The organism is Acidobacteriota bacterium, assembly GCA_016184105.1.
Classification (GTDB): domain Bacteria; phylum Acidobacteriota; class Vicinamibacteria; order Vicinamibacterales; family 2-12-FULL-66-21; genus JACPDI01.
Genome location: JACPDI010000032.1, coordinates 58757 through 84826, shown reverse-complemented (window position 1 = coordinate 84826; position 26070 = coordinate 58757). Strand labels below are relative to the sequence as shown.

The following is a 26070-nucleotide window of genomic DNA, read 5'->3' as shown; positions in this document are numbered from 1 at the left end:
ATGTCGAGGCGACTGGCTCTGGCTGCGTTGGCTGCTGCCGCGATCGTCGCGGCCGTGCCGCTCACGGCTCATATCCTCCAGATTCCGTCGGCCTACCAGCGCATCTTCGGCGCCGGCGGATCGACAATGTACATGGAGAGCATGTACCTGCCGCCGGTCACCACGGGACCGTGGGCGCCGGCATGGTCTCCGGACGGGCAGTCGATTGTCGTGGCCATGCGCGGCAGCCTGTGGCGCATTCCCGCTCAAGGTGGAGAAGCGGTACAGCTCACCGAGGGGCCGCACTACGACTCGCAGCCCGACTGGTCGCCTGACGGCCGCCGGATCGCGTTCACGCGCGACACCGGATCGGTGATCGATATCTGGACGATCGACGCCGACGGCGGCCATCCGCAACCGCTGACCCAGAGCACCGGCTTCGCGGTTGACCCTCAGTGGGCGCGCGATGGCCAGTCGATCCTGTTCGTCTCGATGGACCGGGGCAAGGCGCTGGGCCTCTGGTCTGTGAGCCTGGCCGACGGGGCCGTGCGCCCGGTGCTCGCCGATGAATATCAGAACATCTCGCCGAGCTGGTCGCCGGATGGGCGGGCGATCGTCTTCGTCAGCAACCGGCCGTGGGGCAGCAAACGCATCCAGGGCACGGGCGGTCTCTGGACGCTGCGCCCCGACACGGGCCAGATCGATCTGCTGCTGCAGGAAGAAACGGTGTACCACGCGCGCCCGGTGTGGTCGCCCGACGGCCGCAAGGTCGCGTACGCGTCGTTCCGCAGCGGGCACAACCAGCTTTGGGTGATGTCGGCGAGCGACGGCAACCCGCACCGGCTGACGTACGTCGATGGTGAGGTCCACACGCCCGCCTGGTCGCCCGACAGCCGCACGCTCGCCTACATCTCGAACGCAGGCGGACGGTTCACGCTCTGGACCGTGCCGGCCGTCGGTGGTACGCCAGCGCAGGTGGAAATCAGGCGGCTGAAGCACCGGCGTCCCGTCGGGCTCCTCCGCGTTCACCTCAGGGACGCCGCCACCGGGCAGGACACGCAGGCGCGTGCCTACCTCGTCGCGTCCGACGGGAAGAGCTACACGCCGGAGGATGGTTTTCACCGAATGGTGGTGGTCACCAAAGACCACTACTTTCATGCGCCGGGCAGCTTCACGATCGAGCTGCCTGCCGGCCCCGCGACGATCGAGCTGACGAAGGGTTTCGAGTACCGCCCGGAAAAGCAGCAGGTCACCATCGTGGAAGGGCAGACGGCGACGGTCGAGTTCGCGTTGAAGCGCGTTCTCGACATGCCGGCGCTCGGCTGGCACTCGGGCGACAATCACATCCACATGAATTACGGCGGCATCTTCGAGGCGACGCCGCGCTCGTTGATGCTCGAAGCCGACGGCGAGGATCTGCACGTCGTCAACGATCTGATCGCCAACCAGGCGGGCACCCGCATTCACGATCTCAAGTACTTCGAGGGGAAGCTCAACGCCATCTCGAAGCCGAACCGGTTGATGTACTTCAACGAGGAGTACCGTCCCGGGTTCGCCGGCCACATGGCGCTGCTGAATCTCACGTCTTTCGTGTGGCCGCAGTTTCTCGGCAACCAGGGGACCGCGCTCGGCGGGCATTACCCGCCCAACGCGCTCGTGCTCGACGCCGTGCACGCGCAGGGGGGCGTCGCGGGCTACGTTCACCCGTTCACCACGCCGAAGCGCGAGCCGGAGGAGGTCAACTACAGCGGCGCGCGCGAGTTTCCGGTGAACGCCGCGCTCGGCAACGTCGACTACTACGACGTGATGTGTATCTGGAGCGACGAGTACGTGTCTGCCAAGGTGTGGTACCGCGTGCTCAACCTCGGATTCCGCGTGCCCGCCTCTGCGGGCACCGACGCGATGACCAACTATTGGCGGGCGCCGGCGATCGGCACCACCCGCGTATACGTTCGGAGCGCGTCCCCGCTCAACTATCAGGACTGGATCCGCGGCCTGACGGCCGGACGCTCGTTCGTCACCAACGGCCCGCTGCTGTTCATGCGCGTGGACGGACGCGAGCCCGGAGAGGAGCTGGCGCTCCCGGCCGGCAGGGGCACGCAGGTGAAGGTGGAGGTGGAGGCGCGGTCGATCGTTCCGATGGACACGCTCGACATCGTCCAGAACGGCGCTGTCGTCCGGTCGATCAAGCCGGCCGATCCGTACCACGCGACGTTCGCCGGCAGCGTGCCGGTGGAGCAGAGCGGCTGGATCGCGGCACGCGTGACCGGGCCGGAGCGCCAGCACCTGCTGATGGACAGCTACGTGTACGCGCACACCAATCCCGTGTACCTGGCCAAGGAGGGCTCGCGGCCGCGGTCTCCCGAAGATGCGCGCTACTTCCTCCGGTGGATCGACCACGTCCTGGGGCTGTTGGAGCAGTCGGACGCGTTCGACACGCCGGCACAGAAGCGGGAAGTCATCGAGCTCTGGCGCCGGGCTCGCGGGGTGTACGCGAAGCTGGCGGCGTAGGGTGCACCTCGAGGCCGCGCGGCGTACGAAGCGGTCGTCGCAGATGTCGCAGCCTTGGCATAAATTGCGCTTCTGCCTTCCATAAATGACAGCCTCTCTCCTTGTCGCCGCGCGTCGAACCGGGCTACGATGCGCGTAGACATGACGCCGTCTTCGTTCACGGACACGCCTCGCACACCGGCGCCGAGCGCCGCCCCGGCGCCTGCGTCCGGGCGGATTCTCGCCCGCCTGTCGTCCGTGCTCGTCCTCGTCCTGTCCCTCGTGGTCGTGGTCGGCATTACGCCGGCGATGAGGGCTGGGTGATGTAGGCGGCGAGGAATCGAGAGCACGACCAAGGCCATCACCCACCCGGGATGATGGCCTTTTTCATTTTCTGGTGGCTTATGAACCTGACCGATCTGCGCACGTTCGTGATGGTGTTGGACGAGACGAGCCTGACCCGGGCGGCCTCACGACTGGGCCGCACGCAGCCCGCCGTGACCGTCGCGATCCAACGCCTCGAGAGCGCGGCGGGCACAACGCTGCTGATTCGGGACCGCGGCGCCGTCCGGCTGACGTCCGCCGGCGAGCGGCTCGCCGCCTACGCCCGGCGGATCGTTGACATGGCCGCCGAGGCGCATGCCGCCATCGTCAACCTGCGACAGATCGGACGGACGGAGCTGCTCGTGGGGGCCAACGACTCGCTGGCGGGCGTCGCCCTGCCGCTCATCGATACCTTTCGCCAGCAGCGCCCGGATACCCGTGTGGACCTGAAACGAACGCGGTCGCGCGACGTCGCGGGCCTGGTCCGCAAGGGGGATCTCGACGTCGGCCTGGCGATGGACAAGCCCGAGGCGGAGGACCTGCAGAGCATCGTGCTCGACCGCGACGAGTTCCTGGTCGTCGTTCCGCCCTCCCACGAGTTCGCCAGCCGATCGTGCCTCCGGCTGCGCGACGTGGCGGAACAGCCGCTCATCGCGCACAATGAACCGTCGCCGGACCGCACGCGCGTGCTCGCGCTGCTCGACGCGTGCGGCGTCAAGCACCGGATCGTGCTCGGCGTGCCGACGCTGGATGCGCTGAAACGCGCCGTCGAGGCGGGGATGGGGATCACGATCATGTCGCGCCGGTGCGTGCTGACCGAGGTCCAGCAGCGCCGCCTCGTGGCGATCCCGCTCGACGGCCCCGCGGCCGGACGCGAGATCTGGCTGGTGGCGCGGAGCCGCGCCACCATGTCGCAAACGGCGGCGGCGTTTGTGGATCTGGCTCTGCGCACCATCCGCGACACCGAACCGGCGCGAGCCGCGCTGCTCCACATTCGGGCGGTCACCTTCGCGGGTCGCCGGGTCGCCGCGGGTGCGAAGGGATGATCCGCTTCACCGCAAGAAGCGCGGAACCAGGCACGAATCCGCGTTTGGAGCGACTCGCCAATGCGGTGAAGGGTGGCGATATCGAGGGTCGTTGCGGTGTATGCTGGGCAGAGGCTTCGTATGATGCTGACGGACCGCATCGAGGTAAATCCCGACGTGATGCTTGGGAAGCCAGTCATCCGCGGGACGCGGCTCCCGGTTGAGCTGATACTTCGCAAGTTGAGCGAAGGTGCTTCCGAGGCGGACCTTTTGGAGGCCTACCCGCGCCTCACACGTGAGGACATCCAGGCCGCGATGCGGTACGCGGCCGAGACGCTGGCGCACGAGGAAGTCGTCTTCATCGGCAAACGCTCGGCCCACGATCGAGAGTAGACGGTGCGGTTTCTCGCCGACGAGAGCTGCGATTTCGGCGTGGTGACCGCTCTCCGCACCGCTGGCCATCGGGGGCGGCTGCTGTCGCGATGACCGTCAGGCCGGGGGGTGGGGGGCATTGAGCGGGACGCTCTGACGATCGACCGGGCGCAGCTCGATTTCCACCCCGTCCGGCCCGCGCACGAGGCGTGGGCCTATCGATTCGGCGCCCGCCGCGACCAGCCGTTCGTGAACCGAATCGCCGGAGCAGGCAAACGCGAGGCGCCGCAGGCCAAGCGTGCGGCCCGCAACTTTTCCATCGGGCACGCCGGAGAACTGCATCAGCTCGAAACGTGCGGGCGCTTCGTCCTCGCTCGCCAGAAACGCGAGGCGGAACGTCGCTTCTGCCGGCAGCCCGAGCATCCTGTCGAAGGGATCGCCGGTGAGCGTTCCGTCAAAGAGCACCTTGAGGCCGCCGGCCGTTGCGAACAGGCGCAGCGCCGCGTCAACGTCGCCGACCACCAGGACGGCCGAGTGCAGTTCCCCGTGCAGCCGATCCGGGTCGGCATCGAGCGCAGGGCTGGGGCGCCGCGGCGAGACCTGTGGCACCGTCCACCACATGCCGTCCGGACTCCGCAGCACGCATTCGCGCATCGACTGCGCGTACGGGTACGTCACGATCGGCCCGACCGTACCGCCTGCGGCCTCGACCAGCTCTTTCGTGCGCTCGAGATTCCGGGAGTAGATGCCCAGGAGGCGCGGTCCGGGCTCCCACAACTCCGGCGGCGGCAGCCCCGGATCGACGGCCGTCTGCAGGCGGAGTCGCCCCGCCGGCGATCCACCCACACCAAGCAGGACGTCGCCTGGCCGATCCTCGAGGACCTCGAGCTGGAACGCCCGCGAGTAGAACCGGGCAGCGGCCGTCACATCGCTCGTGGCGACGACGGCCTCGACGATCGATCCGAGCGGCATCTTCTTCCCAGCCTCTCAGCGCAAGCCCAGCGCGCCGGGATTCATCAGCCCGCGTGGATCGAGCAGGTGTTTGAGGTCGGCGACCACCGCCCGCGGCGTGGGATCGAGGCTGTCGCGATACGGATAGAACTTGCCGATCTGTTGGTGGACGGCGCCCAGTTCGAGGAATGCGCTCTTCAGCTCGTTCAGCAGCGCGATGACCGCGTCGTTCGCCCCTTCGACGCGCGGATGCGCGGCGTAGCGCGCCGCATCGGCCGGGTCCAGGTAACGCAGGTGATACGGGGTCAGCGCGTCGGGATAGTAGAACGCCGGCTCGAAGATGAACTCGGTGCCGGCCACCGCGGTCAGGAGCGACGTGGCGATGTGGAACTGCTCCAACCTATCGGCGTGCCGCACGAAGACCTCGCGCATGAGCGCGTACGCGCGCGGCACCTTCGACAGCGGCAGGCACGCGTGAATCGGCACCCACCGCTCGCCGTTGCGCCCGACGAGAAACGGCCCCACCGGCTGGAACGGCGTGGCGCGGATCACCGCGGGAAGCGTTGCGGCGATCCGCCGACCCGCTCGCCCCGCAATCCGCCGGACCGTCGACATGTCCGCGGCGACCGCGGCTTGGCTGCGCCCCTCGACCGTGACGTGCAGCGACCACGCGACGCCTTCCATGAACCGCCGTCCTGCGAACACGATGCGCGCCGCGTCCCTCGCGCCCGCCGCCAGCGAACGCCCGGCGCGCGCGACGCGCCCGAGAACGCGCAGCGCCTCGCCCGTCGATCCCGGGTCTGTCATGTGGCTGTTGAGGAACGGGTCGAGGCCGAAGCATTCGGCGGCGAGACGCTGGCGTGCGATTTCCGACTGCGCCTCGAACATGGGCTCGAAGTCGTCGAACGCGAACGAGGCGAACGCGGTCACCGCGGGCTCGCGAATGACCTTGAGCGCCGCCGCAGCTTTGATCGCAAGCGCGCCGCAATCCGACAGGAACAGGCCGGTCAGATCGGGGCCGTAATGGCGGTGGAACGGATCGTGGCCGTGAGTGGCTCCCGAGCCGGTCGCGAGCACGCGCCCATCGGCGAGCACGACCGTCAATCCGAGCACGCTGTCGGCAACCGTTCCGTAGACGCCCGATCCGTAGAACATCGAGTTGTTCGAGAGCGTGCCGCCGATTGTCGCCACGAGTCCCGACATCGGGCCGAAGTACGGCGTCCGCAGCCCGTGCGGGCGCAGCGCGTTCCGCAGCTCGTTCCACGTGCAGCCGGCCTCCACCGTGACCGTCATGTCCTCGGCGTCGATCTCGGTGACCCGGTTGATGCGCCGCATGTCGATCATCACCGTCTTGCGTTCGACCGGCACGTAGCCGCGGGTGTAGGACAGCCCGCCGCCGCGCGGGATCACGGTGTATCCCGCGCCGGTCGCCACCCGGACGATCTCGGAGAGTTCAGCGACGGTGCCGGGCCTGGCCACCGCCGCCGCCGTCTCGCCGGTCCAGAACGCGTCCATGGAGTGGAAGGCGCGCTCCGCCGGATCGGTGAGCACGTAGGGCTCGCCCACAATCGCTTGAAGCGCCGCGATCAGGTCCGTCATTGCTCGCGCGCCTCCTCGTAGAACTCGAGCATCGTTCCGCCCGGCGCGCGCGCCAGGAAGCTGCGCACGGACCCGCCGGCGCCCGGAACGAGGCCCGGCACGGTCACCGGGGTTCCGCCGATCTGCCGCAGCCGCAGCCGCAGGCCGTCGAGATCGTCGGTGGCGTGGCTCAACATCACGACGCCCAGGTGCGGCGGGCGCATGCGATCTGCGATGCTCGTAACGGGAATGCCCTTGGTTTGCAGCAGCAGCGTCTTGCCGTCCGGCTCACCCGGCGTGCGGTACGCCGCCAGCCGCAGATCGGCGTGCGCGGGGATGCCGACCATCGCATTGATCAGCGGCCGCGTGCGGTCGTCCACCCACGCATCGAACGCGAGTTCGAGCCCGAGCCCGTCGCCGTAGAACTTCGCGCTGGCGTCGATGTCGCGAACGAACTGCGACACCACGGTCAGAGCGCTGAAGTCGCCGGGCAGATTCGGCCGCGCCATCGCGGGCGGGTAGTTCATCGCGCCGACCAGCACCAGGTTGACGTGGTCGGGAGTGCGGAACACGACCTCCGACTGCTCGAGCCCATCGATCACGTAATAGTGCGGATGCGGCGCCTCGGATTCATATCCGGCGTCGCGCAGGCGGCGGAACGTCCCCTCGGGATCCCGCACGTTGCAGTCGAGGGCGCCGATACCGATCGCCCAGGGGTCGTCGGCGCGCGTGCGAACGTGCACGCCGCTGCGCGTCGTGAACTGCACGAGCCGCAGCTGCCCGGTCGCGATGCCGGCGTATCGCAAAACGGCGACCTCGGCGCCCGTTCCCGGCTCGAGCCCCCACGCGCGCTCCAGGCCGGCGCCGCCGGCCGGCGTGCGCGAGAGCAGCTCGAACCCGACGACATCCCGCCAGAACCGGAGCGACGCCTCCAGGTCCGAGCAGCCGATCGTTGCGTACCGGATCTCGCTGACCCACATGTGCACGTTCTCCCGTACGGTGCGAAAATTCGATTCGCGCTTCAGGCCGTCGTCACGAGCGAGAGCAGCTCCGGCGCCAGCGCCTCCGCCGCCTCGTTCGGCAGGAAGATCCCCGCTTCGACCGTGACGGTGCGGCAGGGGCGGAAGGAGGCGGCGAACGTGCCGGCGTTGGCCGGGCTCGCGAACGGATCATGCGTGCCGTAGACCAGCAGCGCCGGGCAGTGCGCCAGCGGCAGCCGGTCTTCCATCCGGTACGCCGCCGCGGCGAAGTGTCCCTGCTCGCTCGTCTCGCCCGCGCGGAAGACGTCGAGCACGAGGCGCTGCACGAACCCCGGGTCGCGCGTCGTCCAGCCGGACATCTTCTGCCACTTGTCGATCAGGTGCGCGCCATCCGCCTGCGCGTGCCACTGCTTGAACAGCGGCCGCAGCGCCGCGCGCCCGCTCTCGTCGAGATAGATCGGGCCGGACAGCGCCACCGACGCGACGCGTTCAGGGGCGGCGGCGGCCAGTTCCACCGCCGTGACCCCGCCGGTGTGATGGCCGAAGACGTGCGCCCGCTGAACGCCTTCGCGATCGAGCACGGCGAGGACCGCCCGGGCGTAGTCGGCGATTGACGGGGCGCCGGCGACGCGATCGGAACAGCCGTATCCCGGTGTGTCGATGGCGATGACCCGCGCGGTGGGAGCCAGGAGCGGTATCAGCTCGGCGAATTCATCGATCGAGCGGGGCGTTTGATGCAGCAACACGAGCGGCGGCCCGGCGGCGGGGCCGGCCGTCGCGTAGTGCGCCTGTCCGAGCTCGGTCCGGCAGAACGATCTCGTCAGCTCTCCTCACGCAAGGCCGAGGCTGCCCGGGTTGACGAGGTGCCGCGGATCCACCGCGTTCTTCACGGCGTTCACGAGCGCCCACGCTTCCGGCCGGAGCCCCTCGTGGTACGGATACGTCTTCCCGATCTGCAGGTGGGTCGCGCCGCGCTGGAGGAACAGCTCCTTCAGCTTCCCGCGCACGTCGAAAACCAGCGCCTCCCCCTCGGGGTTGGGGGGGAAGTCGGTGAAACGCGCGAGCGTCGCGCGGTCGAACACCTTCTCGTAGTACAGCGTCCGCGGCGCCGGCCAGTAGAACACCGGCTCCAGGACGAACGCGCTGGGCGCGACAATCGCCGTCAGCACGCCGACCACGATGCCGTGCTGCGCGAAGGCGTCGGCGTGCCGCTCGAGCAGCGCCTTGACGGCCGACCAGGTGGCCGCCGCCTGCGAGAGTGGCAGCACGGCATGGACGGGAAGCCACCGCTCGCCTTCGGGCCCGATGCCCGACAGCATCCCCATGAACGGCTCGCCGCGCATCACTTTCGGAATCGTGTTCTCGACTTCGCGCCCGCGGCGTTCGGCCGCGATCCGGCGGATGTCGCGCAGCGCGGCGTCGGCCCCGGCCTGGTCCCGCGCCTCGGTGCAGACGTGCATGGAGTACGGAACGTTGTCGAGGAAGCGACGGCCCGCCAGCGCCACCTTGGCCGCTTCCTTGACCCCCTCGGCCAGGTTGCGCGCGGAGGTGACCACGCCCTTGAGCGCATTGAGATCCTTCGCCAGGCTCGCGCGCTTCATGCGCTGCCGCTGGAGCGAGGGGTCCATGCCGAAACACTCGGTCGCGATCCCCTCGCGCGCGATCTCCGCCATCGCGCCGACGAGGTCGTCGTGCGTCTCGAAGCTGAAGGATGCCGTCTGCACGGCGGCCGGCAGCCGCATGAGCCGCATCGTCGCGCGCGCCTTGATGCCGAGCGCCCCCGTGTCGCCGAGGAAAAGACCGGTGAGGTCCGGCCCGTAGTACCGGAAGTACGGGGAGGACGTCCGGACGGCCGCCGAGCCGGTGCGCAGCAGCGTCCCATCGGCGAGCACCACGTCGAGCGAGAGCACGCTGTCGGCCGACACGCCGTAGCGCGCCGATCCCCAGAGGATCGAATTCTGCGAGAGGCTGCCGCCGATCGTGGCAAACGCCCCCGAGAGCGGGCCCCAGAACGGGGTTCGCAGGCCGGAAGGGCGCAGCGCATCGGCCATGCCCTTCCAGGTCATGCCGCACTCCACGGTGACGTACATGTCCTCGGGGCTGATCGTGGTGACGCGCGCGAGCCGGCGCGTGTCGACGATGACGGCGTTCGGGCGTTCCGGGAGGTAGCCGCCGGTGTAGGAGGCTCCGCCACCGCGCGGGATCACCGCGAACCCGGCGCCGGTCGTCGACGCGACGACGGCGCAGAGTTCCTCGACGGTGCCCGGCTGCACGACCGCGGCGGCCGGGACGTCGGCCGCGCGGCCGATGTCCTGCGAAAAGAACGCGCGCGTCTCCTCGTCGACGAGCACGTGGGCCGCGCCGATCGTCTTGACGAGATCGTGGCGCAGCGTATCGGGCAGGCTGGCGAGTGTTTCAGGCACGGGGGGACCTCCCGGGGTAGATTGACATAAAGACATAACAATATCAACAAGTCGGCCCGGGCGGCCGCCGGCGCGCTCAGGTCTCGCTGATCGCCGGTCTGCCGTCCGCGCCGAGGCCGACGTTCACGAGGGTGGACGCCCCCGCCGCCAGCGTGATCAGGCCGGCGACGATGGCAAACGCGGAAGCGTAGGAGCCGGTGCGGTCGTACAGCAGTCCCGTGAGCCAGATCCCGAGCCCGCCGCCGATGGCGTCGAGCACGGTGATGGTGCCGAGGATCTTGCCGCCGGCGGCGAGGCCGAAGGCGGTCATCGTGATGACCTGGAGCAGCGTGTAGATCCCGCCCCAGCCGAGGCCGAACAGCGCGATCGCGAACCAGACCGCGCCCGGCGACATCGACGCGAGCGCCAGGCCGCCGATCCACATGACCAGCAGGTTCACCTGCAGCACGCGCTGCTTGTCGTACAGGTCGGCGAGCATCCCGAACAGGAACTTGCCGATCATCCCCATCACGAACAGCGTGCTCAGCCCCGAGGCCGCCTTCACGGGGCTCGCGCCCAGGCTCCGGAGGTACAGAATCAGGTGCGCCTGCGTCGCCAGGATGGCGTAGAAGGTCGACATCGCCGTCACGGCAAGCGCCCAGAACGTGGTGGTCCGGAGCGCCTGGCCGTACGGCACGCTGCGCTCAGGCTGCCGGCGGGTCGTGCCCGCCGCCGGAACCGCGCGTCCGGCCCCGTACGGCTGCAGCCCCTTGTCGGCGGGGGAGTCCCGTACGAGGGCGGCGATGGCCACCCACAGCAGGAGCGGCGCCGCGATGAGCAGCTGCATGGCGGTGCGCCACCCGTAGGCGGCGATCACGACCGTGTTGAGCACCGGGAAGACGACGCCGCCCAGGCTGGTGCCGATGATGACGAAGCCGAGCGCCGTTCCGCGTGCCGCCACGAACCAGTGCGACGTGAGCAGCACGCACACCATGAGGCCGCAGGTCACCAGCACGACCGCGAACAGCACGTGCACGGCGTACATGCCGGCCGCCGAGTGGATGTGCGAGTACGCCCACAGGCAGACCGCGAGCAGCGCGGCGCCGGTGAGCATCATCCGCCGGACACCGAAGCGATCGGAGAGCGCGCCGCCGACCGGGGCCAGCAGGCCCGCCGCGATGAACGTCAGCAGGTCGCGGAACTTCAGGCCGCCGCGGGACCAGCCGAACTCGGCGAGCAGCGAGGCATCGAAGGCGTTGATTCCGGTGATGATCAGGCCGTTGGTCACCAGCAGCGTGCAGAAGGCGCACGCGGCGATCACCCAGCCGTAGAACACGCGCATGGCCGCTCCTGGGGGGCGCCGCTACGGCGCGGTTAGACGACGGCCGGTGCCGCCACCGATCGCGGCACGTACCGGCCGCGCGGGGGGCCGACCACCGCGCGGCCGTCGTAGATCTCTTCGCCGCGCAGCAGCGTCCGCTTCACGCGACCCGTCAGCGTCTGTCCCTCGAACGGCGTGTAGCCCTGCTGCGACGGCGAGTCGGCGGCGCGCACGGTGTGGTGCTCCGCCGGATCGACGAGCACCAGGTCCGCATCGAAACCCGGCGCGACGTCGCCCTTGCGAGGCAGGCCGAAGCGCTGCGCCGGGTTCCAGCAGAGCAGCTCCGCGATGCGGTGGTACGGCAGCCCGCGCTTCTGCCCCTCGCTCACGAGGCCGGCGAGCAGGTACTCCGTGCCACCGAACCCGGACTTCGCGGGCCAGATGTTGTTCGGCTGGCTGGCATCCCACTTCTGTTCGGCCGAGCAGCACGCGTGGTCGCTGACCACCCAGTCGATGCGGCCGTCGAGCAGCGCCGACCACAGGTACTCGACGTCTTCGCGCGGGCGGATCGGCGGGTTCACCTTCGCCTTCACCGCCGCCGGCGCGTCCACGTCCAGCAGCAGGTGCCCGATGGTGACCTCGCGCCGGAAGTTCACGTGCGGGAACGCCTGCTCCATCGCGAGCGCCGCCTCCACCGCCTTGCGCGAGGAGAGGTGCAGCAGATTGATGTTGGCGCACTCCGTCTCATGCGCCAGGTATGAGGCGATCGTGATCGCGAGCCCCTCGGAATGCGGGGGGCGGGCGGCGTGGTACGCGCGCAGCCCGGCGAGCCGTCCCTCGCGCTCGACGATCTGCGTATACGCGTTCAGGATGTCCGCCGTCTCGCAGTGCAGGCTGACGCTCAAATGCTCCCGCGCCGCCGGGTGCTCGCGCATCATCTGCGTCAAGCGCCGCATGATGAACTCGAAGTGCGCGAGGTCGTACCGATCCTCGTCGCCAATCATGAGGAACTGCTGCTGCGAGCTGGACCGGCCGTGCAGCCCGTAGCCGCCGTAGAACATGAAAATCTTGAACGAGGAGACGCCGTGTTCGGTGAACAGCCACTCCATCTCGTCGATGTGGCTGGCCGCGATCGGCGCGATGTGGTACCCGTAGTCGACGTAGAACCGCTCGTCCGAGATCCCGAGCACCTCGGGGAAGAAGTCTCGGTACGACCCCCCTTTGTTCAAGTAGTACTGCCCCGTCCGCATGTAATTGAGGCTGGTCGTGACCCCGCCCGTCGCAGCCGACCGGCTCTCGGTGGGGGCGTCCTTGGCGAGCGGCTGGTAGATCCCGACGTGCATGTGGGCGTCGATCACGCCGGGAAACGCCAGCAGGCCGCCGCCGTCGATCACCCGGGCGGCCTGCCCCGGGGCCAGGCCGGGCGCGATGCGGCTGAACCGGCCGTCGTGAATCCCGATGTCCACCGTCTCCACGGCGGGCACGCGCGGGCGCACGAGGCGGACGTTGCGGATGAGTGTGTCGAACGGGCGGGCAGAATCCTGGGTCATGGTCGCCTCACTGGGGCCGTTCAGGCGCGCGGCTTCGTCTTCGCGTTCCAGACGTGGCGCCCCTGGTCGCGATGCAGGTGCACGGCGAACGAGTAGATGTCGCTGCGATAGTGGGTCCGCACGTGCTCGATGGGCGTTCCCTCGTCGGTCACCACCACGCGATCGATCGCCAGCAGCGGCGCGCCGATCCGCGTCTCGAGCATGCGCGCGAGCGTCGCGTCGGCCAGCGACGCGCGCACCGTCTGCTGGGCATCGCGGATGCCGATCCCGAGCTTGTTCTCGATCGCGCCGAGGATCGACCCCTTGAAGTCGCTGCGCGCGAGCCGGCGGCCGACGTCGGCCGGCAGATCGACGACGATGTGGCAGTACGGGTCCTTGTGCCAGTACCGGAGACGCGAGCAGCGCGTCAGCGGCGTTCCCGGCTCGACGCCGAGCACCTCCGCGTCGGCACCCGAGGCCTTCACGGTGCGCAGGTCCACCAGCTTCACCGACGTGAACTGGCCGATCGAGATCAGGTCGTCGAGCGATCCTTCGACCTTCAGCTCGCCGCTGAAGGTGCGGCGCTCCCGGACGAAGGTGCCGCGGCCGACCTGGCGCTGCACGAAGCCTTCCTGCTCGAGCGATGAGAGCGCCTGGCGGACGGTGATCCGGCTGACGCCGTAGTGCTCGACCAGCTCCGCCTCGGTGGGAATCCGGTCGCCGGCGGCGAACCGTCCCGAGAGGATCTGCTCGCGCAGCACCGCGGCGAGCTGGTAGTAGAGCGGGACCTCGGACGAGAAGAACTCCTTGGAGCGCGGCTGGCGCTCCGCGCCGGTCGAATGGTTGCGCGCCATGGGGCTACCAGACCACGCGCCACGGCCGGCGCGGGCGCTCCGGCAGCTCGCCGGCGGCAATCGTCCGCCGCTGGCCCGCGTGAACCGAGAACCCGCGCGGGCCGGTGATGCGCTCGTAGAACTCCCGCACCCAGCGCTCGCGCGCCGGGGCGAGCGTTTCCATCTCGGCCGCGATGCGGCCGTAGCGGCGGAGCTGATCGGCCGCCTCGCGATCGATCCACGCCTGCACCGTCCGCGGAATCGATCCGCCGACCGGCCCGCGCCCAACGCACGTGATCGTCGGCTCGGGAGTCGTGGCGGTGCGGCGCCGGCCGCGCTCGGCGGACAGCCGGGCGTCGCGCGCCCGCCGCGCGCGCTGGGTGTCGCGCTCGACGGCCCGCTCGCGCGCGCTCTGGACGTTCGGTCGTTTCGACATAGCTTGATCCTCTGTCACAGTCAGCGTCAGACCCGCGCGGCGGGACTCGGCCGCGCGAGCGACAGCGTGTCCTCCAGCGGACGCGCTTCGAGCGTCACGATGGCGTTCGCCAGCCGCACGGCCGCCGCCTCGTCGAGCGCACGGCCGGCGTTCGCGCGGAACTTCGCCGTCAGCTCCGCCTCGCTCAGCGGGTTGCCGGGACCGCCGCGGTTGGCGAGCACCTTCTCCACGATCCGCCGCCCGTCGGCCAGCGTGACGGTGAGCACGGCGGGAAACTGGTTCGGGAAGATGGCGTCACATTCGGCGCTTGCGATGCAGCGAACGCGCGCGGCGAGCGCCTGGTAGCGCGGATCGCGAACGTGGGCGTCGGTGAAATCATCGAGCCACAGCCCCAGCCCGCCGCCTCCCAGCAGCGCCGCCGCCACGGTGAACGGACCGCTGAATTGCGCATGATACCCCGACTGCGGCCGAATCTTGGATTCGCGCGGCTCCGCGATCGTGCGCAGCGTGGGGGTGGCCACGGCCAGCTCCGCGTCGACGACCTCGTCGGAGCTGGCGATCTGCCGGCGGACGCAGAGCGCCGCGTCGATGCCGGCGTGGGTGAAGTGGTTCGCGGGGTACGGCTTGTAGAACACGTCCGGCACGCACCAGCTCGCACCCAGGCCGCGCGTCAGCTCCTCGGGTGCGGCGATCCCGCCGCAGAACGCCTGGTAGAAACCAAACCGCCCCTCGAACACCGACGCGGGCCCGGTGAATCCGGCGCGCGCGGCTTGCGCGGCAATCAGCCCCGCGTGTGCCGCCCACCCGCAGTGCAACCGTTTGACCGACCCTCCCGCGCGGTTCGCTTCGATGATGCCCGCGCTCGTGGACGCGGCAATGGCGATCGCGTGGCCGATTCCGGCCGCGCTCAGCCCGTAGAGCTTCGCCGCCGCGGCGGCGGCGGCCAGCGTTCCGCAAATCGAGGTCGCGTGCCACCCGCGCTCGAAAAACACCGAATTGCCGAGCGCGCGGTCGTAGGCCGCCATCCCCGTCCGGATGCACACCTCGTAGGCGGCGGCCGCCGCCGCGATGGCGGCCGACGGCGGGGCGGCGGTCTCCTCGGCGGCCGCGATCACCGCGGGCACGATGGACGCGCTCGGGTGCAGCACGGAGGGCAGGTGCGTGTCGTCGAAATCGAGCGAGTGCGCCAGCACGCCGTTGGCGAATGCGGCGCCGCTCGCGGCGAGCCGGTCGTCATGACCGATCACCGCCGCCTGCGGCGGGCCGCCCCACGCCCGCGCCAGACGCACGGCCTGCACGCTGGTGTCGAGCGGCGTGGCCGCCAGGCAGAGCCCGACCGTGTCGAGCACGCGGTGCTTCACGCTGAGCACGACGTCCGCCGGGAGGCGCTCGTAGGTGACGCCGGCGACGAAGGCCGCGAGCTGCTCGAGGGGTGTCGGCGCGCTCGTCATGCCACCGCCAGCGGCCGCACCGGGCTGCCGGTCGCGCCGGCAATCCTGAGCGGGGCCATCACAAACAGGAACTCGTGCACCCCCTGCGCCGCGACGGCGGTCAGGTCGAGCACCTCGATGATCGGGATGCCGGACTCCACGAGGAGCACGCGATGGACCGGCAGGAGCGCGTGACCGCGCCCCGGCGGGATGCATTCGTACGCGATCGTCTCGGCGCCGGTGATCCGGATGCGGCGCTGGGCCAGCCAGAGCGCGGCCCCCTCGTCCGGCCCGGGGACGCCCGCCGCGTGCCCGATGAACCGCTGCGGGTCCGACCAGTGCTGCGCCCACCCCGAACGGATCAGGACCGCGTCTCCCTCTCGCACCTGCAGCCGCTGCCGGCGGCAGGCGGCCTCGAGATCGTCGGCGGTGATCGGCTGTCCCGGTGGCAGCACGTCGACGCCCCGCAGCGCCGCGATATCGAGCAGCACCCCGCGGCACACGACGGGCGCCATCGTCTCGATGCCGAGCGCCGTGAAGCGGCCGCCTCGTTGCGCCTCGCCGGCATCGACGCCGCCGAACAGCCGCCCCTGGTGCGACACGTGGCACAGCGCGTCGACGTGCGTGCCGGTGTGCCCGCCGATCACGATCATTTCGTTGGCGGCCGATCCGCCGTCGGCGCGCACGACATCGCCGTGACGGCGCATCAGCGACATCTTGAAGCCGGGATGGTTCGGCGACACCGGCATCAGCGGCTCGAGCGGCTGGGCCAGGTCGAACACCCGGGCGGATTGCGCGATGCGCCACAAGGACGGGGCGGTCTCGATCATGAGGCTGGCTCCTGGGGCCCTGTGGGGTTGCCGGCGACGGCGCGGGCCAGGACGGCGCGCGCGCGATCGACGACGGCGCGGTCCACGAATTCCCCCTCGGCGGTGACGAACGCGCCGACGCCGCGCTCGGCGGCATCGGCGGCGGCCGACACGATCGCGCGGGCGCGCGCGACATCCTCGGCCGACGGTGTGAACACCTCGTGCACGATCGCGAGCTGCGACGGGTGGATGCAGGAGCGCCCGAAGAACCCCAGGCGCCGCGCCGCCTCGCAGGACCGGCGCAAGCCGGCGTCGTCGCTGAGGTGCGTGTACACGGAGGCGATCGGCGGATCGATCGAGGCGGCCCGTGAGGCGACCACCAGCGCCGACCGCGCGAAGAGCGTCTCCAGATCGTCGGGCCCCGGTTGCGCGCCGAGGTCACGGGCGAAGTCGGTGGCGCCGAACGACAGCGCGCGGACCCGGGGGCCCGCGGCGATCTCGGCGGCGTGGAGCACGCCCGCGGCGCTCTCGATCGTGGGCACGATCGCGAGCCGTCCCGCCGCAAGGCCGCGCGCGGGCTCCAGTCGATCGAGGACGGTCGCCACGCGCTCCACGTCGGCGGCCGACTGCGCCTTCGAAATCCTGATCCCGTCGAGCCCGGGCTGGACGATCGCGTCGAGATCCGCCTCCCACCAGGAGGTCTCGAGACCGTTGATCCGCACGAACACGAGCGGCGGTTCCGCCGACGTGCGGTCCGCCAGCGCGGCGCTGACGGCGCGGCGCGCGGCCCCCTTTTCCGCCGCGGGCACCGCGTCCTCGAGGTCGAGCACCACCGCGTCGGCGCCGGCCAGGAAGACCTTCGCCAGCAGCCGCGTGCTGTGTCCCGGCGCGAAGAGGTGCGAGCGGATCAGGCGTGCGGGCTGTTCGGTCATATGACGCCCCGGGCCTTCAGCGCGTCGCGCTCGCCGGCGGGCAGGCCGAGCAGCTCCCCGTACACGTAGTCGTTGTCGGCCCCGAGCGGACGCCCGGCCCAGCGGATGGCCCCGGGCGTGTCCGACAGGCGGAACATCACGTTCTGCATCTTCACGGGGCCAAGCTCGCCGTCCTCGACGGCGACGATGGTGCGGAGCGCCTGGTACTGCGGGTCCTCCATGATGTGGCGGATGTCGTAGATCGGCGCCACAGCCGCCTCCGCTCCCTCGAACGCGGACGAGACCTCCTCGAAGGACCGCTCGGCGATCCAGCTGCCCACCATCGCGTCGAGCTCGTCGGCGTGGAGCGCGCGCTCGGCCCCGGAGCGGAACCACGGCTGGTCGATCACCTCGGGGTGGCCCACCAGCCGCATCACGCGCTCGGCGATGTTCTGGGCGGAGGTGGAGATCGCGACCCACCGCCCCTCCCTGGTGCGGTACGTGTTGCGCGGCGCGTTGTTGACGGAGCGGTTGCCGCGGCGCTCCTGCACGAGGCCGAGCTGATCGAACCAGATCGGCTGCGGCCCGAGGATCGTCAGGATCGGCTCGATGATCGCCATGTCGATCACCTGTCCCCGCCCGGTGCGATGGCGCGCCTCGAGCGCAAACATCACGGCGGCCGTCGTCGCCAGGGCGGTGATGCCGTCGGCGAGGCCGAAGGGGGGCAGCGTCGGCGGGCCGTCCGGCTCGCCGGTCATGGCGGCAAAGCCGCTCATCGCCTCGGCGAGCGTGCCGAAGCCGGGGCGCGATCGGTACGGCCCGAACTGGCCGAACCCGGTGACGCGCGCCAGCACGAGCCGCGGGTTGATCTCGTGGAGGACGTCGGGGCCGAGATTCCACCGTTCGAGCGTGCCGGGGCGGAAGCTCTCGATCAGGACGTCGGCGTCCGCCGCGAGGCGGCGCATCAGCTTCTGGCCCTCGGCGGCGCCGAGGTTGAGCGTGGCCGCGTGCTTGTTGCGGCCGACCATCTTCCACCAGAGCGGGACGCCGTTCTTCTGCGGCCCATGCGTGCGCACGGGGTCCCCGCGGGGGTGCTCCACTTTGATCACGTCGGCGCCGAAGTCGCCGAGCAGGGTCGCCGCCAGCGGTCCGGCGAACAACGTTGCGGCGTCGATCACGCGCAGCCCGGCCAGGGCGCCGCGTGGCTGTTGTGCCATCGAAGGGTCTCCGTTACGGGATGAACTCGCCGGCATGCAAGAACACCCACTTCATGAGATCCGGTTGACGCTTCCGCATCGTCTCGATCACGTTGACGCGGCATTCGTCGGGCGTGGTGAACGGATTCCAGTTGAAGTGGTTCACCAGCCAGCTGTCCGTCCGGAAGATTGCGTACGTGCCGTACTCGCAGCGGAACGGGCCGTGGTTGATGTACGGCGGGCGATAGAAGTAGCCGCCGGTCGGCAGGTAGCCGAACTGCAGCATCCACGACTCGCCCCAGATGTGGTACGCCTCCTCCATGCAGTCGTGGAAGGACACGTTGTCCTGCCAGAAGCCGGGGCACATGTTGTAGAGCCCGGTGAACGCGCCGGTCTTCTCGTCCAGGCGGAGCAGCTTGATGAAGATGCCCGGCTCGGTCTGCGGCGCGAAGGAGGGGGTCGTCCACCGCACCGTGTCGTTCGCGTTCACGCTCGTGAACAGCGCGGTGTCGACCGACCGGTCGCGGTGCCCCTCGGCCGCGACCCAGTCGGGGTAATGGTCGTTGAAGAACCAGATCGCGCGGCACCCCTCGCGGGTCGAGATCGCGCCGACGCGGTGTCCCGCCGGGACGAACAGGTAATGATCCTTGCGGAGCACCTCGTCGCCGACGTGGAGGGTGCCGTCGAGGACGAACAGCTCCCACTCGCTGGTGGAGAAGCCGGCCGGCTGGCGGAACCCGCCGCCGAACTCGACGATCTGGGTGCACGCGCCGTTGACCGGGTCGAGGCTCAGCGTGCGTACCTGGACTCCGCTCTTCCAGCCGGGCATCGGGAGCGACCGGCGCGGCACGTCCGTGTCAACGAGCGGTTCGATATGAGGGCGTCCCATCTCGACTCAATCCTTCCTGCAGCCGTTGTGCGTCAGACCCACTGCTCGAGCTTGTAGACGCGGACGGCGTTTTCACACAGCAGCTTCTGCTTCGGGCGCTCGCGGAGATCCAGCTCGTCGATCTCGCGCCGCGCGCGCTCGAAATCGATGACCGGCCAGTCGGTGCCGAAGAGCACCTTGTCCTGGCCGCGCGTGTTGATGAACCGGACGAACGACGGGTCCCAGTAGCGCGGCGAGTGCGCGTCGCATCCGACGAACACGTTCGGATGCTTCCACGCGACCGAGATCATCTCTTCGGTCCACGGATAGCCGATGTGGATCCCGATGATCGTCAGCTCGGGGAAATCCAGGGCGACGCGGTCGAGCGTCATCGGGTGGGCGACGGTCGGCAGGAACTGCTGCGCCGAGTGTCCCACCTGGATCTGCAGCGGGATCCCGAGTTCCGCGCACTTGGCGTAGAACGGGTAGTAGCGCCGGTGGTCCGGCGCCTCGCCGAACCAGTGCGGGTACAGGTGCGCGCCGACGAACCCGTACTCCCTGACCGCCATCTCCATGCGCCGGAGCCAGGGGACGATGTGCGTGACGTTGATGCCGACGACCCCCTTGAACCGCCGCGGATGCGCCGCGACGACTTCCGCGATCCGCTCGACCGGTTTTTCAAAGAAGATGTCCGATCCCTGCCAGCCGCCCGTGGTGGCGATGAGCAGCCCCTTGTCGATCTGCGCGGCGTCCATGCGCCGGATCTCCTCCTCGAGCGAGATGCCGGCGGCGGTTTCGCCGAGGATGCTGACCTTCTGCCAGAACGCGTTCAGCTTCGGCGTATAGTTCTTCGTCAGATCGCTGGTCCACAGGTTGACGACGATGTCGAGGGCCCTCATGCGCAACTCCCGCGCGGGGGCGTCTGGCTTGACAGCCCCGCGATCGGCTCCTAGACTACTTCAAGACAGGTTGTAATAACAACAGTACAAAATGGGCGCGCGCCCCGCGGCGCCGCGCCCTGGGACGGGTGAGCGATGGCGGGACCCCTCGACGGCGTGCGCGTGCTGGAGCTGACCAGCGTGGTCCTGGGCCCGTGGGCCTGCCAGATCCTCGGCGACATGGGCGCCGACGTGATCAAGGTCGAGCCCCCCGGCGGCGACAGCAACCGCCAGCTCGGGCCGTCGCGCCACGCCGGCATGTCGGCGCTGTTCCTGACGTGCAACCGCAACAAGCGGAGCGTCGTGCTCGACCTCAAGCAGCCCGCCGGCCGCGACGCGCTGCTGCGCCTGGCCGCCGGCGCCGACGTGCTCGTCCACAATTACCGCCCGGCCGCGCTGACACGCCTCGGCCTCGACTACGACGCCGTCCGCCGCGTCAACCCGACGATCGTCTTCTGCGGCACGTACGGGTACAGCCGCCGGGGCCCGTACCGCGACCGCGCCGCCTACGACGATTCGATCCAGGCGGCGAGCGGCATCGCCATGCTGCCGACGATGATCGGCGAGGACCCGCGCTACCTGCCGACGATCGTCGCCGACAAGACCACCGCGCTCGCGGTCGTCGGCGCGGTCGTCGCGGCGCTGTTCCACCGGGAGCGCCACGGCGAGGGGCAGGAGATCGAAGTGCCCATGTACGAGACGCTCGTCTCGTACGTGATGGCAGAGCACCTGTTCGGGCGCGTGTTCGAGCCGGCCGAGGGCACGGTCGGCTACACGCGTCTGCTCAGCCCCCATCGCCGCCCCTATCGCACCAAGGACGGCTACCTGGCCGTCCTGCCATACCTCAACGAGCACTGGCGCTCCTTCTGTGAGGTCGCCGGGCGGCCGGAACTCGGCGCCGATCCCCGGTTCGCCACGCTCAGTCTCCGCCTCGCGCACATCGACGACGTCTACGCCGAGACCGGCCGCATCCTCGAGCAGCGCACGACCGCCGAGTGGCTCGACATCCTCGGGCGCACGAACGTGCCGACCATGATCGTCAACTCGCTCGACGATCTGCTCGCCGACGAGCACCTCGTCGCGACCGGTTTCTGGCAGCAGTTCGAGCATCCCACCGAGGGGCGGCTGAACATGCCGGGGATCCCGATGTCGTTCTCGGTCTCTCCGGGCGACGTGCGCCGGCTGCCGCCGCGGCTCGGCGAGCACAGCCGCGAGGTGCTGCGCGAAGCCGGCCTCGATGACGACGCGATTGCGGCCATGCTGCAATCGGGGGCGACCCGCGAGCCGGCCTGAGGCCGCCGTGTCAGAATCGCAACGCCGTCGTCCCGCCGGTCGTGTCCGCCAGGACGCTCTTCAGCTCGGTGTAGGCCTCGTACCCGACCACGCCCCCTTCGCGCCCCAGTCCCGACCGCTTGAAGCCGCCGAACGGCATGTCGCCGAAGATGGCGGCGTAGGTGTTGATCCAGACGTACCCGGCGCGAATGCGCCGCGCCATCGCCGCGGCCCGATCGACGTCGCGCGACCAGATGCCCGCCGCCAGGCCGTAGCGGCTGTCGTTGGCGACGGCGACCGCCTCCTCCGGCCCGTTCACCCGGATCACCGTCAGGACGGGACCGAAGATTTCGTCCTGCGCCGCGCGGCTGCCGCGGTTCGCGCCGGTCATCACCGTGGGGCGGAAGAAGGAGCCGGGAGCCAGTTCGGCGACACGGCGCCCGCCGGCCGCGACCGCGAGCCCGTCGCCGCGCGCCCGCGCGACAAACGCCGCCACGTCCTCGACGGCACGGCCGTCGATCATCGCGCCCACTTGGGTCGCCGGGTCGAGCGGGTCGCCGACGATGAGGCGATCGGCGAACGCCGCGATACGCGCCTCGACCTCGTCGGCGATCGACGCGTCGACCAGCAGCCGCGAGCCGGACAGGCAGCGCTGGCCGGCGTTCTTGAAGATGCCCCCCGCGACGGCGGGAATCGCGGCCTCGAGATCCGCGTCCTCAAGAAGGATGTGTGCCGACTTGCCTCCAAGCTCGAGAACGACGCGCTTGATCGCCGGCGCGGCGGCGCGCATCACCGCCTCGCCGGCCGGCGTGCCGCCGGTCAGCGACACGAGATCCACGCGGGGATCGCCGGCGAGGGCGGCCGCGGTGGCCGTGTCGCCCTGCACGAGATTGACGACGCCGGCCGGCGCCCCGGCAGCGGCGAGCGCCTCGCACACGGCGAGCGGCGCGAGCGGCGCGCGCTCGGACGGCTTGAGCACGACCGAGTTGCCCGCGGCGAGCGCCGGCGCGGCCTTCAGCGCGGTGAACGCGATGGGGGCGTTGAACGGGGTAATGCCGGCGACCACGCCAATCGGCTCGCGCCGGATCTGCTTGCGGACCCCTCGCTCCTCGCCCATCTCGGTGACGGTGGGATGGCCCGCATGCTGCGCCGCCGCACGGAGCACCCCCACCGCGGAGAGCACGTCGATGGCGGCCTCGCCGAGCGTCTTGCCGTTGTCGGCGACGATGAGCCGCACGAGCTCCTCGTGACGCGCGGCGAGCCGGTCGGCGGCGTCGGACAGGATCGCCGCGCGCCGTTCCGGCGCGGCGTCGCGCCACGTGCCCTCATCGAACGTCCGGCGCGCCGCCGCGATCGCCGCATCGAGATCCTCGTCGCTCGCGGCCGGGAACGTGACGAGCGGCTCCGCGGTCGCCGGGCATCGCGTCGTGATCGCGGCGCCGCGCCCCTCGCGCGTCCGGCCGTCGATGTGCAGCAGCGCGGGGGACAGGGTGGGGAGCGTCGGTGCGGACGTGGGGGCCATGGCTGAATCTCTCCAGGTGCGCAAACGCGCGGAAAATGTCATATTAATATAACAATGTCAAGAGGTTCGTTCCCGGCCCCCGGCCGCGCCGCGCGCGCGATCCGGATCACGGCGCCCGGCCGCGTGGAGATCGCGGACATCCCGGTGAGGGAGCCCGGGCCCGGAGAGGTGCGCGTCGCGCTCGGCGCCGGCGGCATCTGCGGAACGGACCTGCACGTGTACCGCGGCGCGGCGGGCGTGCTGCCGATCGTGCCGGGACACGACGTGGCCGGCGTCATCGAGTCGGTGGGAGCGGGTGTCGAAAGCCCGCAGCCGGGGACGCGCGTCACGATCGACCCCGCCGCGTGCTGCGCCCGCGCGGCCGTGCCCGGCGCGCTCTGCGGCGCCTGCGCGCGCGGCGACACCCACCTGTGCGCCGCGGCCACCTACATGGGCATGACCGCGCCCGGCGCGTTCGCCGAGGCGGTGGTGGTGCCGGCGCGGCGCGCCATCCCGCTGCCGGATTCGGTGAGCGATGCGACGGCCACCGTGCTGGAGCCGGTCGCGGTGGGGCTGCATCTCCGCGAGCAGATCGCGGACCGCCCCGGCGCGGCGCTCGTCATCGGTGGCGGACCCATCGGCATCGTGGCCGCGTGCCTGCTCGCGCGCGACGGCCGCCGCGTCGCGCTCGTCGAGCCGCTCGAGCGCCGGCGGATCGCGGCGCGGCGCTGCGGCGTCACCGACGTGCGGACCCCCGAGGAGACCGGCGCCGATCCGTGGTGCGTCATCGTCGAGACCTCCGGCCATCCTTCCGCCGCCGCGCTCATCGAACGGACGGTGCGGCCGGGAGGAACGGTCGTCCTCGTCGGCGGGGCGGTCGAGGTGTCCGCCGTCACCATCCTCACGCGCGAGATCGAGGTGCGCGCGGCGAAGGGGGGCCGCGGCTTGTACCCCGAAGCAATCGCCGCGGTGGCCGCCGGCGAGGTCGATCCCGGCCCGCTCATCACGCATCACGCTCCCGCCGGGTGTGCCGCCGAGGCGTTCGCGTTGATCTCCACCTCTCCCGACCGGGTCGTCCGCGCGGTGCTGGACCTCAGCGACTGGCGCGGCGACGCACACATTCTCGACACGAAGGGGAGCCGATGATTTCAGAAGTCCGCGCCGTCACCATCGTCACTGCAGACCTCGAGCGCGCCCGCCGGCTCTACGCCGGGCTGCTCGGGATGCGCGAGGTCGCCGCCTACCGGCTGGAGGGAGATGAGGGCGCCGCGGTCGCGCGCCGTTGGGCGCTTCCCTCGGATACGCCGCTGGCGATCGCGTGCCTGGAACAGCCCGGCGCGCGATCCGGCGCCGTGCGGCTGGTCCGGTTCGAGTCGGGGAACCCTCCGGCGATCACCGATGGCGCGAGGACGTACGACCACGGGTACGTGAAGAACCTCGACTTCTTCACCGACGACGTGCCGGGCGCCTACGAGCGGTTCGTCGCCGCGGGCGAACGGTTTCTCGCTCCGCCGGTCACCTACCCATTGTCGTGGGGCAGCCGCGTGACAGCCACAGAGGCGCACCTGCCGACGCCCGATGGCGTGAAAGTCAGCCTCGCCGGCATGAGCCGCGTTCCGCGGCGCGCCTTCGGCGAATCATCGCGCGACGCGGCGTTCACGGAAGTCGCGGCGGCGACCCAGATCGTCTCCGACTACGACGCCGCGGTCCGGTTCTACGCGAGAGTCTTCGATTGTGTGCCGGCGGCCGAAACGGTGGTCGATGACGCCGGGCTCGTCGCGGCGCTCGGCCTCCCGCCGGAGACCCGCCTCCGCATGTCGTTCATCGGCCCGCCGGCGGCGGTCGGAGGCAAGGTCGGGCTCGTCGCGTACGAGGGGCCTCGCGTCGCCGACTCGCGATCCCTTTCCGCCCACGCCGCGCCGTCGGCGCGCGGCGTGCGCGTGATGACGTTCGAAACCGACGATGTCGACCGGCGCCACGCGCTGGCGCTGCTCAACGGCGCGGCCGAGATCGCGCCGCCCGCCGACGGGCTGGTGCCTCCCCTCGGTCGCGTGAGGACCTCGTCGTTTCGATCGCCGGACGGCGCGGTCCTCGAGATTTACGACCCGTCACCCGCCGCGGCGTTCGTGCCCGTGCTCGACGCGGGCGACGTGACGGAAGGGCGCCTCACGGTGGTGGCGCGACCCGAGGTCGGGCGCGTGGCGCTGACGCGGATCGCCGGCGCGGTGGTGGCGCTGGAAGATCGCTGCCCGCACCTGGGCGCGCCGCTGTCGGCCGGCACCGTGACGGGGCGGAGGGTGGTGTGCCCCTGGCACGGGTGGGTGATCGATCTGGCGACCGCGAAGGTCGAAGGGGGCGAGGGGGTGGCTGCGCGCCCGTGCGCGGCGCGCGTCATAGGCGGGCAGGTCTGCCTCCGGAAGCGCGATTCCGCTTGACAGGGGCGGGTGCGGCGGTTAATGTGCGCTTCTTATAACAATAGGACAACCGGTCGACTGTCCCACGAGGAGGGCGACATGTCGAAGCACCCGCACGCAGTGATCTTCGACGGGTGGCCGTCCTGGGTCTACGACCATCAGCGCGGCGGCGAGCAGATCCTGACCGTGTACAACACGTCGAGCAAGTGGAACGGCACGGACGGCCCGCTGGGCCGCATGGAGACGGTTCGCTTCCGGTACGTCGGTGACGAATCGGTCACCGTTCCGGCCGGCGTCTTCCCGTGCCAGCGCTACCGGCTGGATTCGGACTGGGTGCAGTCGCCGACCTCCGAGGTGTGGGTCACGGGGGACAGCCGCCTCCTCGTGCGGTACGACTGGGGGGAAACGGATCTGGAATACGTGCTGGCGTCGCTCGCGACCGAGCCGTCCCGCACCGGCAGTTAGCGTGAAGGGCGCCAACAGAGGGGTCTTGGGCGCGGCGCACGCCCCG

23 protein-coding genes are annotated in these 26070 nt (G+C 70.5%); 7 read left to right on the top strand and 16 right to left on the bottom strand.

Annotated features, from left to right (window positions below; all coding sequences use genetic code 11):
* From HYU53_12415 to HYU53_12405, 3 genes are all read left to right on the top strand, one after another.
* Positions 1 to 2490: a CehA/McbA family metallohydrolase gene (locus HYU53_12415; protein MBI2221996.1), complete on the top strand. Its 2490-nt coding sequence runs from the start codon at positions 1 to 3 to the stop codon at positions 2488 to 2490.
* A 383-nt stretch (positions 2491 to 2873) separates the two neighbouring features.
* The gene (locus HYU53_12410) at positions 2874 to 3839 is read left to right on the top strand and encodes a LysR family transcriptional regulator (GenBank protein MBI2221995.1); all 966 of its coding nucleotides are present in this window, start codon (positions 2874 to 2876) and stop codon (positions 3837 to 3839) included.
* Positions 3840 to 3959: 120 nt separating this feature from the next.
* The gene (locus HYU53_12405; protein ID MBI2221994.1) at positions 3960 to 4211 is read left to right on the top strand and encodes a DUF433 domain-containing protein; all 252 of its coding nucleotides are present in this window, start codon (positions 3960 to 3962) and stop codon (positions 4209 to 4211) included.
* A 96-nt stretch (positions 4212 to 4307) separates the two neighbouring features.
* Here the strand turns inward: HYU53_12405 and HYU53_12400 are convergent, their stop codons facing one another.
* From HYU53_12400 to HYU53_12330, 15 genes are all read right to left on the bottom strand, one after another.
* On the bottom strand, positions 4308 to 5162 hold the full coding sequence (locus HYU53_12400) for a VOC family protein (protein ID MBI2221993.1): 855 nt from the start codon (positions 5160 to 5162) through the stop codon (positions 4308 to 4310).
* Positions 5163 to 5177: 15 nt separating this feature from the next.
* On the bottom strand, positions 5178 to 6740 hold the full coding sequence (locus HYU53_12395) for an FAD-binding oxidoreductase (protein ID MBI2221992.1): 1563 nt from the start codon (positions 6738 to 6740) through the stop codon (positions 5178 to 5180).
* Positions 6737 to 7699, bottom strand: a complete 963-nt coding sequence (locus tag HYU53_12390; GenBank protein ID MBI2221991.1) for a VOC family protein — start codon at positions 7697 to 7699, stop codon at positions 6737 to 6739. Before HYU53_12390 ends, HYU53_12395 begins: the two co-directional genes overlap by 4 nt.
* A gap of 41 nt (positions 7700 to 7740) precedes the next feature.
* Complete coding sequence (locus HYU53_12385) at positions 7741 to 8445, bottom strand: alpha/beta fold hydrolase (GenBank protein MBI2221990.1); 705 nt, start codon at positions 8443 to 8445, stop codon at positions 7741 to 7743.
* Positions 8446 to 8529: 84 nt separating this feature from the next.
* Positions 8530 to 10122 (bottom strand): FAD-binding oxidoreductase, encoded by a 1593-nt coding sequence (locus HYU53_12380; GenBank protein MBI2221989.1) that lies wholly within the window; start codon positions 10120 to 10122, stop codon positions 8530 to 8532.
* Positions 10123 to 10198: 76 nt separating this feature from the next.
* Positions 10199 to 11443 (bottom strand): MFS transporter, encoded by a 1245-nt coding sequence (locus tag HYU53_12375; protein MBI2221988.1) that lies wholly within the window; start codon positions 11441 to 11443, stop codon positions 10199 to 10201.
* Positions 11444 to 11475: 32 nt separating this feature from the next.
* Positions 11476 to 12972 carry a dihydroorotase family protein gene (locus tag HYU53_12370; GenBank protein ID MBI2221987.1) on the bottom strand — a complete coding sequence of 499 codons (1497 nt, stop codon included), beginning with the start codon at positions 12970 to 12972 and terminating at the stop codon, positions 11476 to 11478.
* A gap of 20 nt (positions 12973 to 12992) precedes the next feature.
* A complete protein-coding gene (locus tag HYU53_12365) occupies positions 12993 to 13805 on the bottom strand; it encodes a GntR family transcriptional regulator (protein MBI2221986.1) in 813 nt (270 codons plus the stop codon).
* Positions 13806 to 13809: 4 nt separating this feature from the next.
* On the bottom strand, positions 13810 to 14220 hold the full coding sequence (locus HYU53_12360) for a hypothetical protein (protein ID MBI2221985.1): 411 nt from the start codon (positions 14218 to 14220) through the stop codon (positions 13810 to 13812).
* Between the two features lie 26 nt (positions 14221 to 14246).
* Complete coding sequence (locus tag HYU53_12355) at positions 14247 to 15671, bottom strand: MmgE/PrpD family protein (protein MBI2221984.1); 1425 nt, start codon at positions 15669 to 15671, stop codon at positions 14247 to 14249.
* Positions 15668 to 16480, bottom strand: coding sequence for a cyclase family protein (locus HYU53_12350; GenBank protein MBI2221983.1), 813 nt, complete (start codon positions 16478 to 16480; stop codon positions 15668 to 15670). The genes HYU53_12355 and HYU53_12350 overlap by 4 nt, the downstream gene beginning before the upstream one ends.
* Positions 16477 to 17370, bottom strand: a complete 894-nt coding sequence (locus HYU53_12345; GenBank protein ID MBI2221982.1) for a CoA ester lyase — start codon at positions 17368 to 17370, stop codon at positions 16477 to 16479. The genes HYU53_12350 and HYU53_12345 overlap by 4 nt, the downstream gene beginning before the upstream one ends.
* Positions 17371 to 17387: 17 nt before the next feature.
* Positions 17388 to 18587: a CoA transferase gene (locus tag HYU53_12340; GenBank protein MBI2221981.1), complete on the bottom strand. Its 1200-nt coding sequence runs from the start codon at positions 18585 to 18587 to the stop codon at positions 17388 to 17390.
* A gap of 13 nt (positions 18588 to 18600) precedes the next feature.
* Entirely contained in the window at positions 18601 to 19455 is an 855-nt protein-coding gene (locus tag HYU53_12335; protein ID MBI2221980.1) for a DUF4437 domain-containing protein, read from the bottom strand.
* 32 nt (positions 19456 to 19487) lie between these two features.
* The gene (locus tag HYU53_12330; GenBank protein ID MBI2221979.1) at positions 19488 to 20333 is read right to left on the bottom strand and encodes an amidohydrolase; all 846 of its coding nucleotides are present in this window, start codon (positions 20331 to 20333) and stop codon (positions 19488 to 19490) included.
* 135 nt (positions 20334 to 20468) lie between these two features.
* On the opposite strand from HYU53_12330, the gene HYU53_12325 reads away from it, so the two are divergent.
* Positions 20469 to 21665: a CoA transferase gene (locus HYU53_12325; protein MBI2221978.1), complete on the top strand. Its 1197-nt coding sequence runs from the start codon at positions 20469 to 20471 to the stop codon at positions 21663 to 21665.
* 10 nt (positions 21666 to 21675) lie between these two features.
* On the opposite strand, the gene HYU53_12320 is transcribed toward HYU53_12325, so the two are convergent.
* Positions 21676 to 23166, bottom strand: coding sequence for an aldehyde dehydrogenase (locus HYU53_12320; protein MBI2221977.1), 1491 nt, complete (start codon positions 23164 to 23166; stop codon positions 21676 to 21678).
* 54 nt (positions 23167 to 23220) lie between these two features.
* Between HYU53_12320 and HYU53_12315 the strand changes: the two genes are divergently transcribed.
* From HYU53_12315 to HYU53_12305, 3 genes are all read left to right on the top strand, one after another.
* On the top strand, positions 23221 to 24291 hold the full coding sequence (locus HYU53_12315; protein MBI2221976.1) for an alcohol dehydrogenase catalytic domain-containing protein: 1071 nt from the start codon (positions 23221 to 23223) through the stop codon (positions 24289 to 24291).
* Entirely contained in the window at positions 24288 to 25580 is a 1293-nt protein-coding gene (locus HYU53_12310; protein MBI2221975.1) for a Rieske 2Fe-2S domain-containing protein, read from the top strand. The genes HYU53_12315 and HYU53_12310 overlap by 4 nt, the downstream gene beginning before the upstream one ends.
* A gap of 78 nt (positions 25581 to 25658) precedes the next feature.
* On the top strand, positions 25659 to 26024 hold the full coding sequence (locus HYU53_12305) for a hypothetical protein (GenBank protein ID MBI2221974.1): 366 nt from the start codon (positions 25659 to 25661) through the stop codon (positions 26022 to 26024).
* Positions 26025 to 26070 lie beyond the last annotated feature (46 nt).

Excerpts from the sequence above, each read along its gene's own strand:
- HYU53_12415 (MBI2221996.1), top strand. The coding sequence starts at position 1 with ATGTCGAGGCGACTGGCTCTGGCTGCGTTGGCTGCTGCCGCGATCGTC.
- HYU53_12410 (MBI2221995.1), top strand. The coding sequence starts at position 2,874 with ATGAACCTGACCGATCTGCGCACGTTCGTGATGGTGTTGGACGAGACG.
- HYU53_12405 (MBI2221994.1), top strand. The coding sequence starts at position 3,960 with ATGATGCTGACGGACCGCATCGAGGTAAATCCCGACGTGATGCTTGGG.
- HYU53_12400 (MBI2221993.1), bottom strand. The coding sequence starts at position 5,162 with ATGCCGCTCGGATCGATCGTCGAGGCCGTCGTCGCCACGAGCGATGTG.
- HYU53_12395 (MBI2221992.1), bottom strand. The coding sequence starts at position 6,740 with ATGACGGACCTGATCGCGGCGCTTCAAGCGATTGTGGGCGAGCCCTAC.
- HYU53_12390 (MBI2221991.1), bottom strand. The coding sequence starts at position 7,699 with ATGTGGGTCAGCGAGATCCGGTACGCAACGATCGGCTGCTCGGACCTG.
- HYU53_12375 (MBI2221988.1), bottom strand. The coding sequence starts at position 11,443 with ATGCGCGTGTTCTACGGCTGGGTGATCGCCGCGTGCGCCTTCTGCACG.
- HYU53_12370 (MBI2221987.1), bottom strand. The coding sequence starts at position 12,972 with ATGACCCAGGATTCTGCCCGCCCGTTCGACACACTCATCCGCAACGTC.
- HYU53_12365 (MBI2221986.1), bottom strand. The coding sequence starts at position 13,805 with ATGGCGCGCAACCATTCGACCGGCGCGGAGCGCCAGCCGCGCTCCAAG.
- HYU53_12360 (MBI2221985.1), bottom strand. The coding sequence starts at position 14,220 with ATGTCGAAACGACCGAACGTCCAGAGCGCGCGCGAGCGGGCCGTCGAG.
- HYU53_12355 (MBI2221984.1), bottom strand. The coding sequence starts at position 15,671 with ATGACGAGCGCGCCGACACCCCTCGAGCAGCTCGCGGCCTTCGTCGCC.
- HYU53_12350 (MBI2221983.1), bottom strand. The coding sequence starts at position 16,480 with ATGATCGAGACCGCCCCGTCCTTGTGGCGCATCGCGCAATCCGCCCGG.
- HYU53_12340 (MBI2221981.1), bottom strand. The coding sequence starts at position 18,587 with ATGGCACAACAGCCACGCGGCGCCCTGGCCGGGCTGCGCGTGATCGAC.
- HYU53_12335 (MBI2221980.1), bottom strand. The coding sequence starts at position 19,455 with ATGGGACGCCCTCATATCGAACCGCTCGTTGACACGGACGTGCCGCGC.
- HYU53_12330 (MBI2221979.1), bottom strand. The coding sequence starts at position 20,333 with ATGAGGGCCCTCGACATCGTCGTCAACCTGTGGACCAGCGATCTGACG.
- HYU53_12325 (MBI2221978.1), top strand. The coding sequence starts at position 20,469 with ATGGCGGGACCCCTCGACGGCGTGCGCGTGCTGGAGCTGACCAGCGTG.
- HYU53_12320 (MBI2221977.1), bottom strand. The coding sequence starts at position 23,166 with ATGGCCCCCACGTCCGCACCGACGCTCCCCACCCTGTCCCCCGCGCTG.
- HYU53_12315 (MBI2221976.1), top strand. The coding sequence starts at position 23,221 with ATGTCAAGAGGTTCGTTCCCGGCCCCCGGCCGCGCCGCGCGCGCGATC.
- HYU53_12310 (MBI2221975.1), top strand. The coding sequence starts at position 24,288 with ATGATTTCAGAAGTCCGCGCCGTCACCATCGTCACTGCAGACCTCGAG.
- HYU53_12305 (MBI2221974.1), top strand. The coding sequence starts at position 25,659 with ATGTCGAAGCACCCGCACGCAGTGATCTTCGACGGGTGGCCGTCCTGG.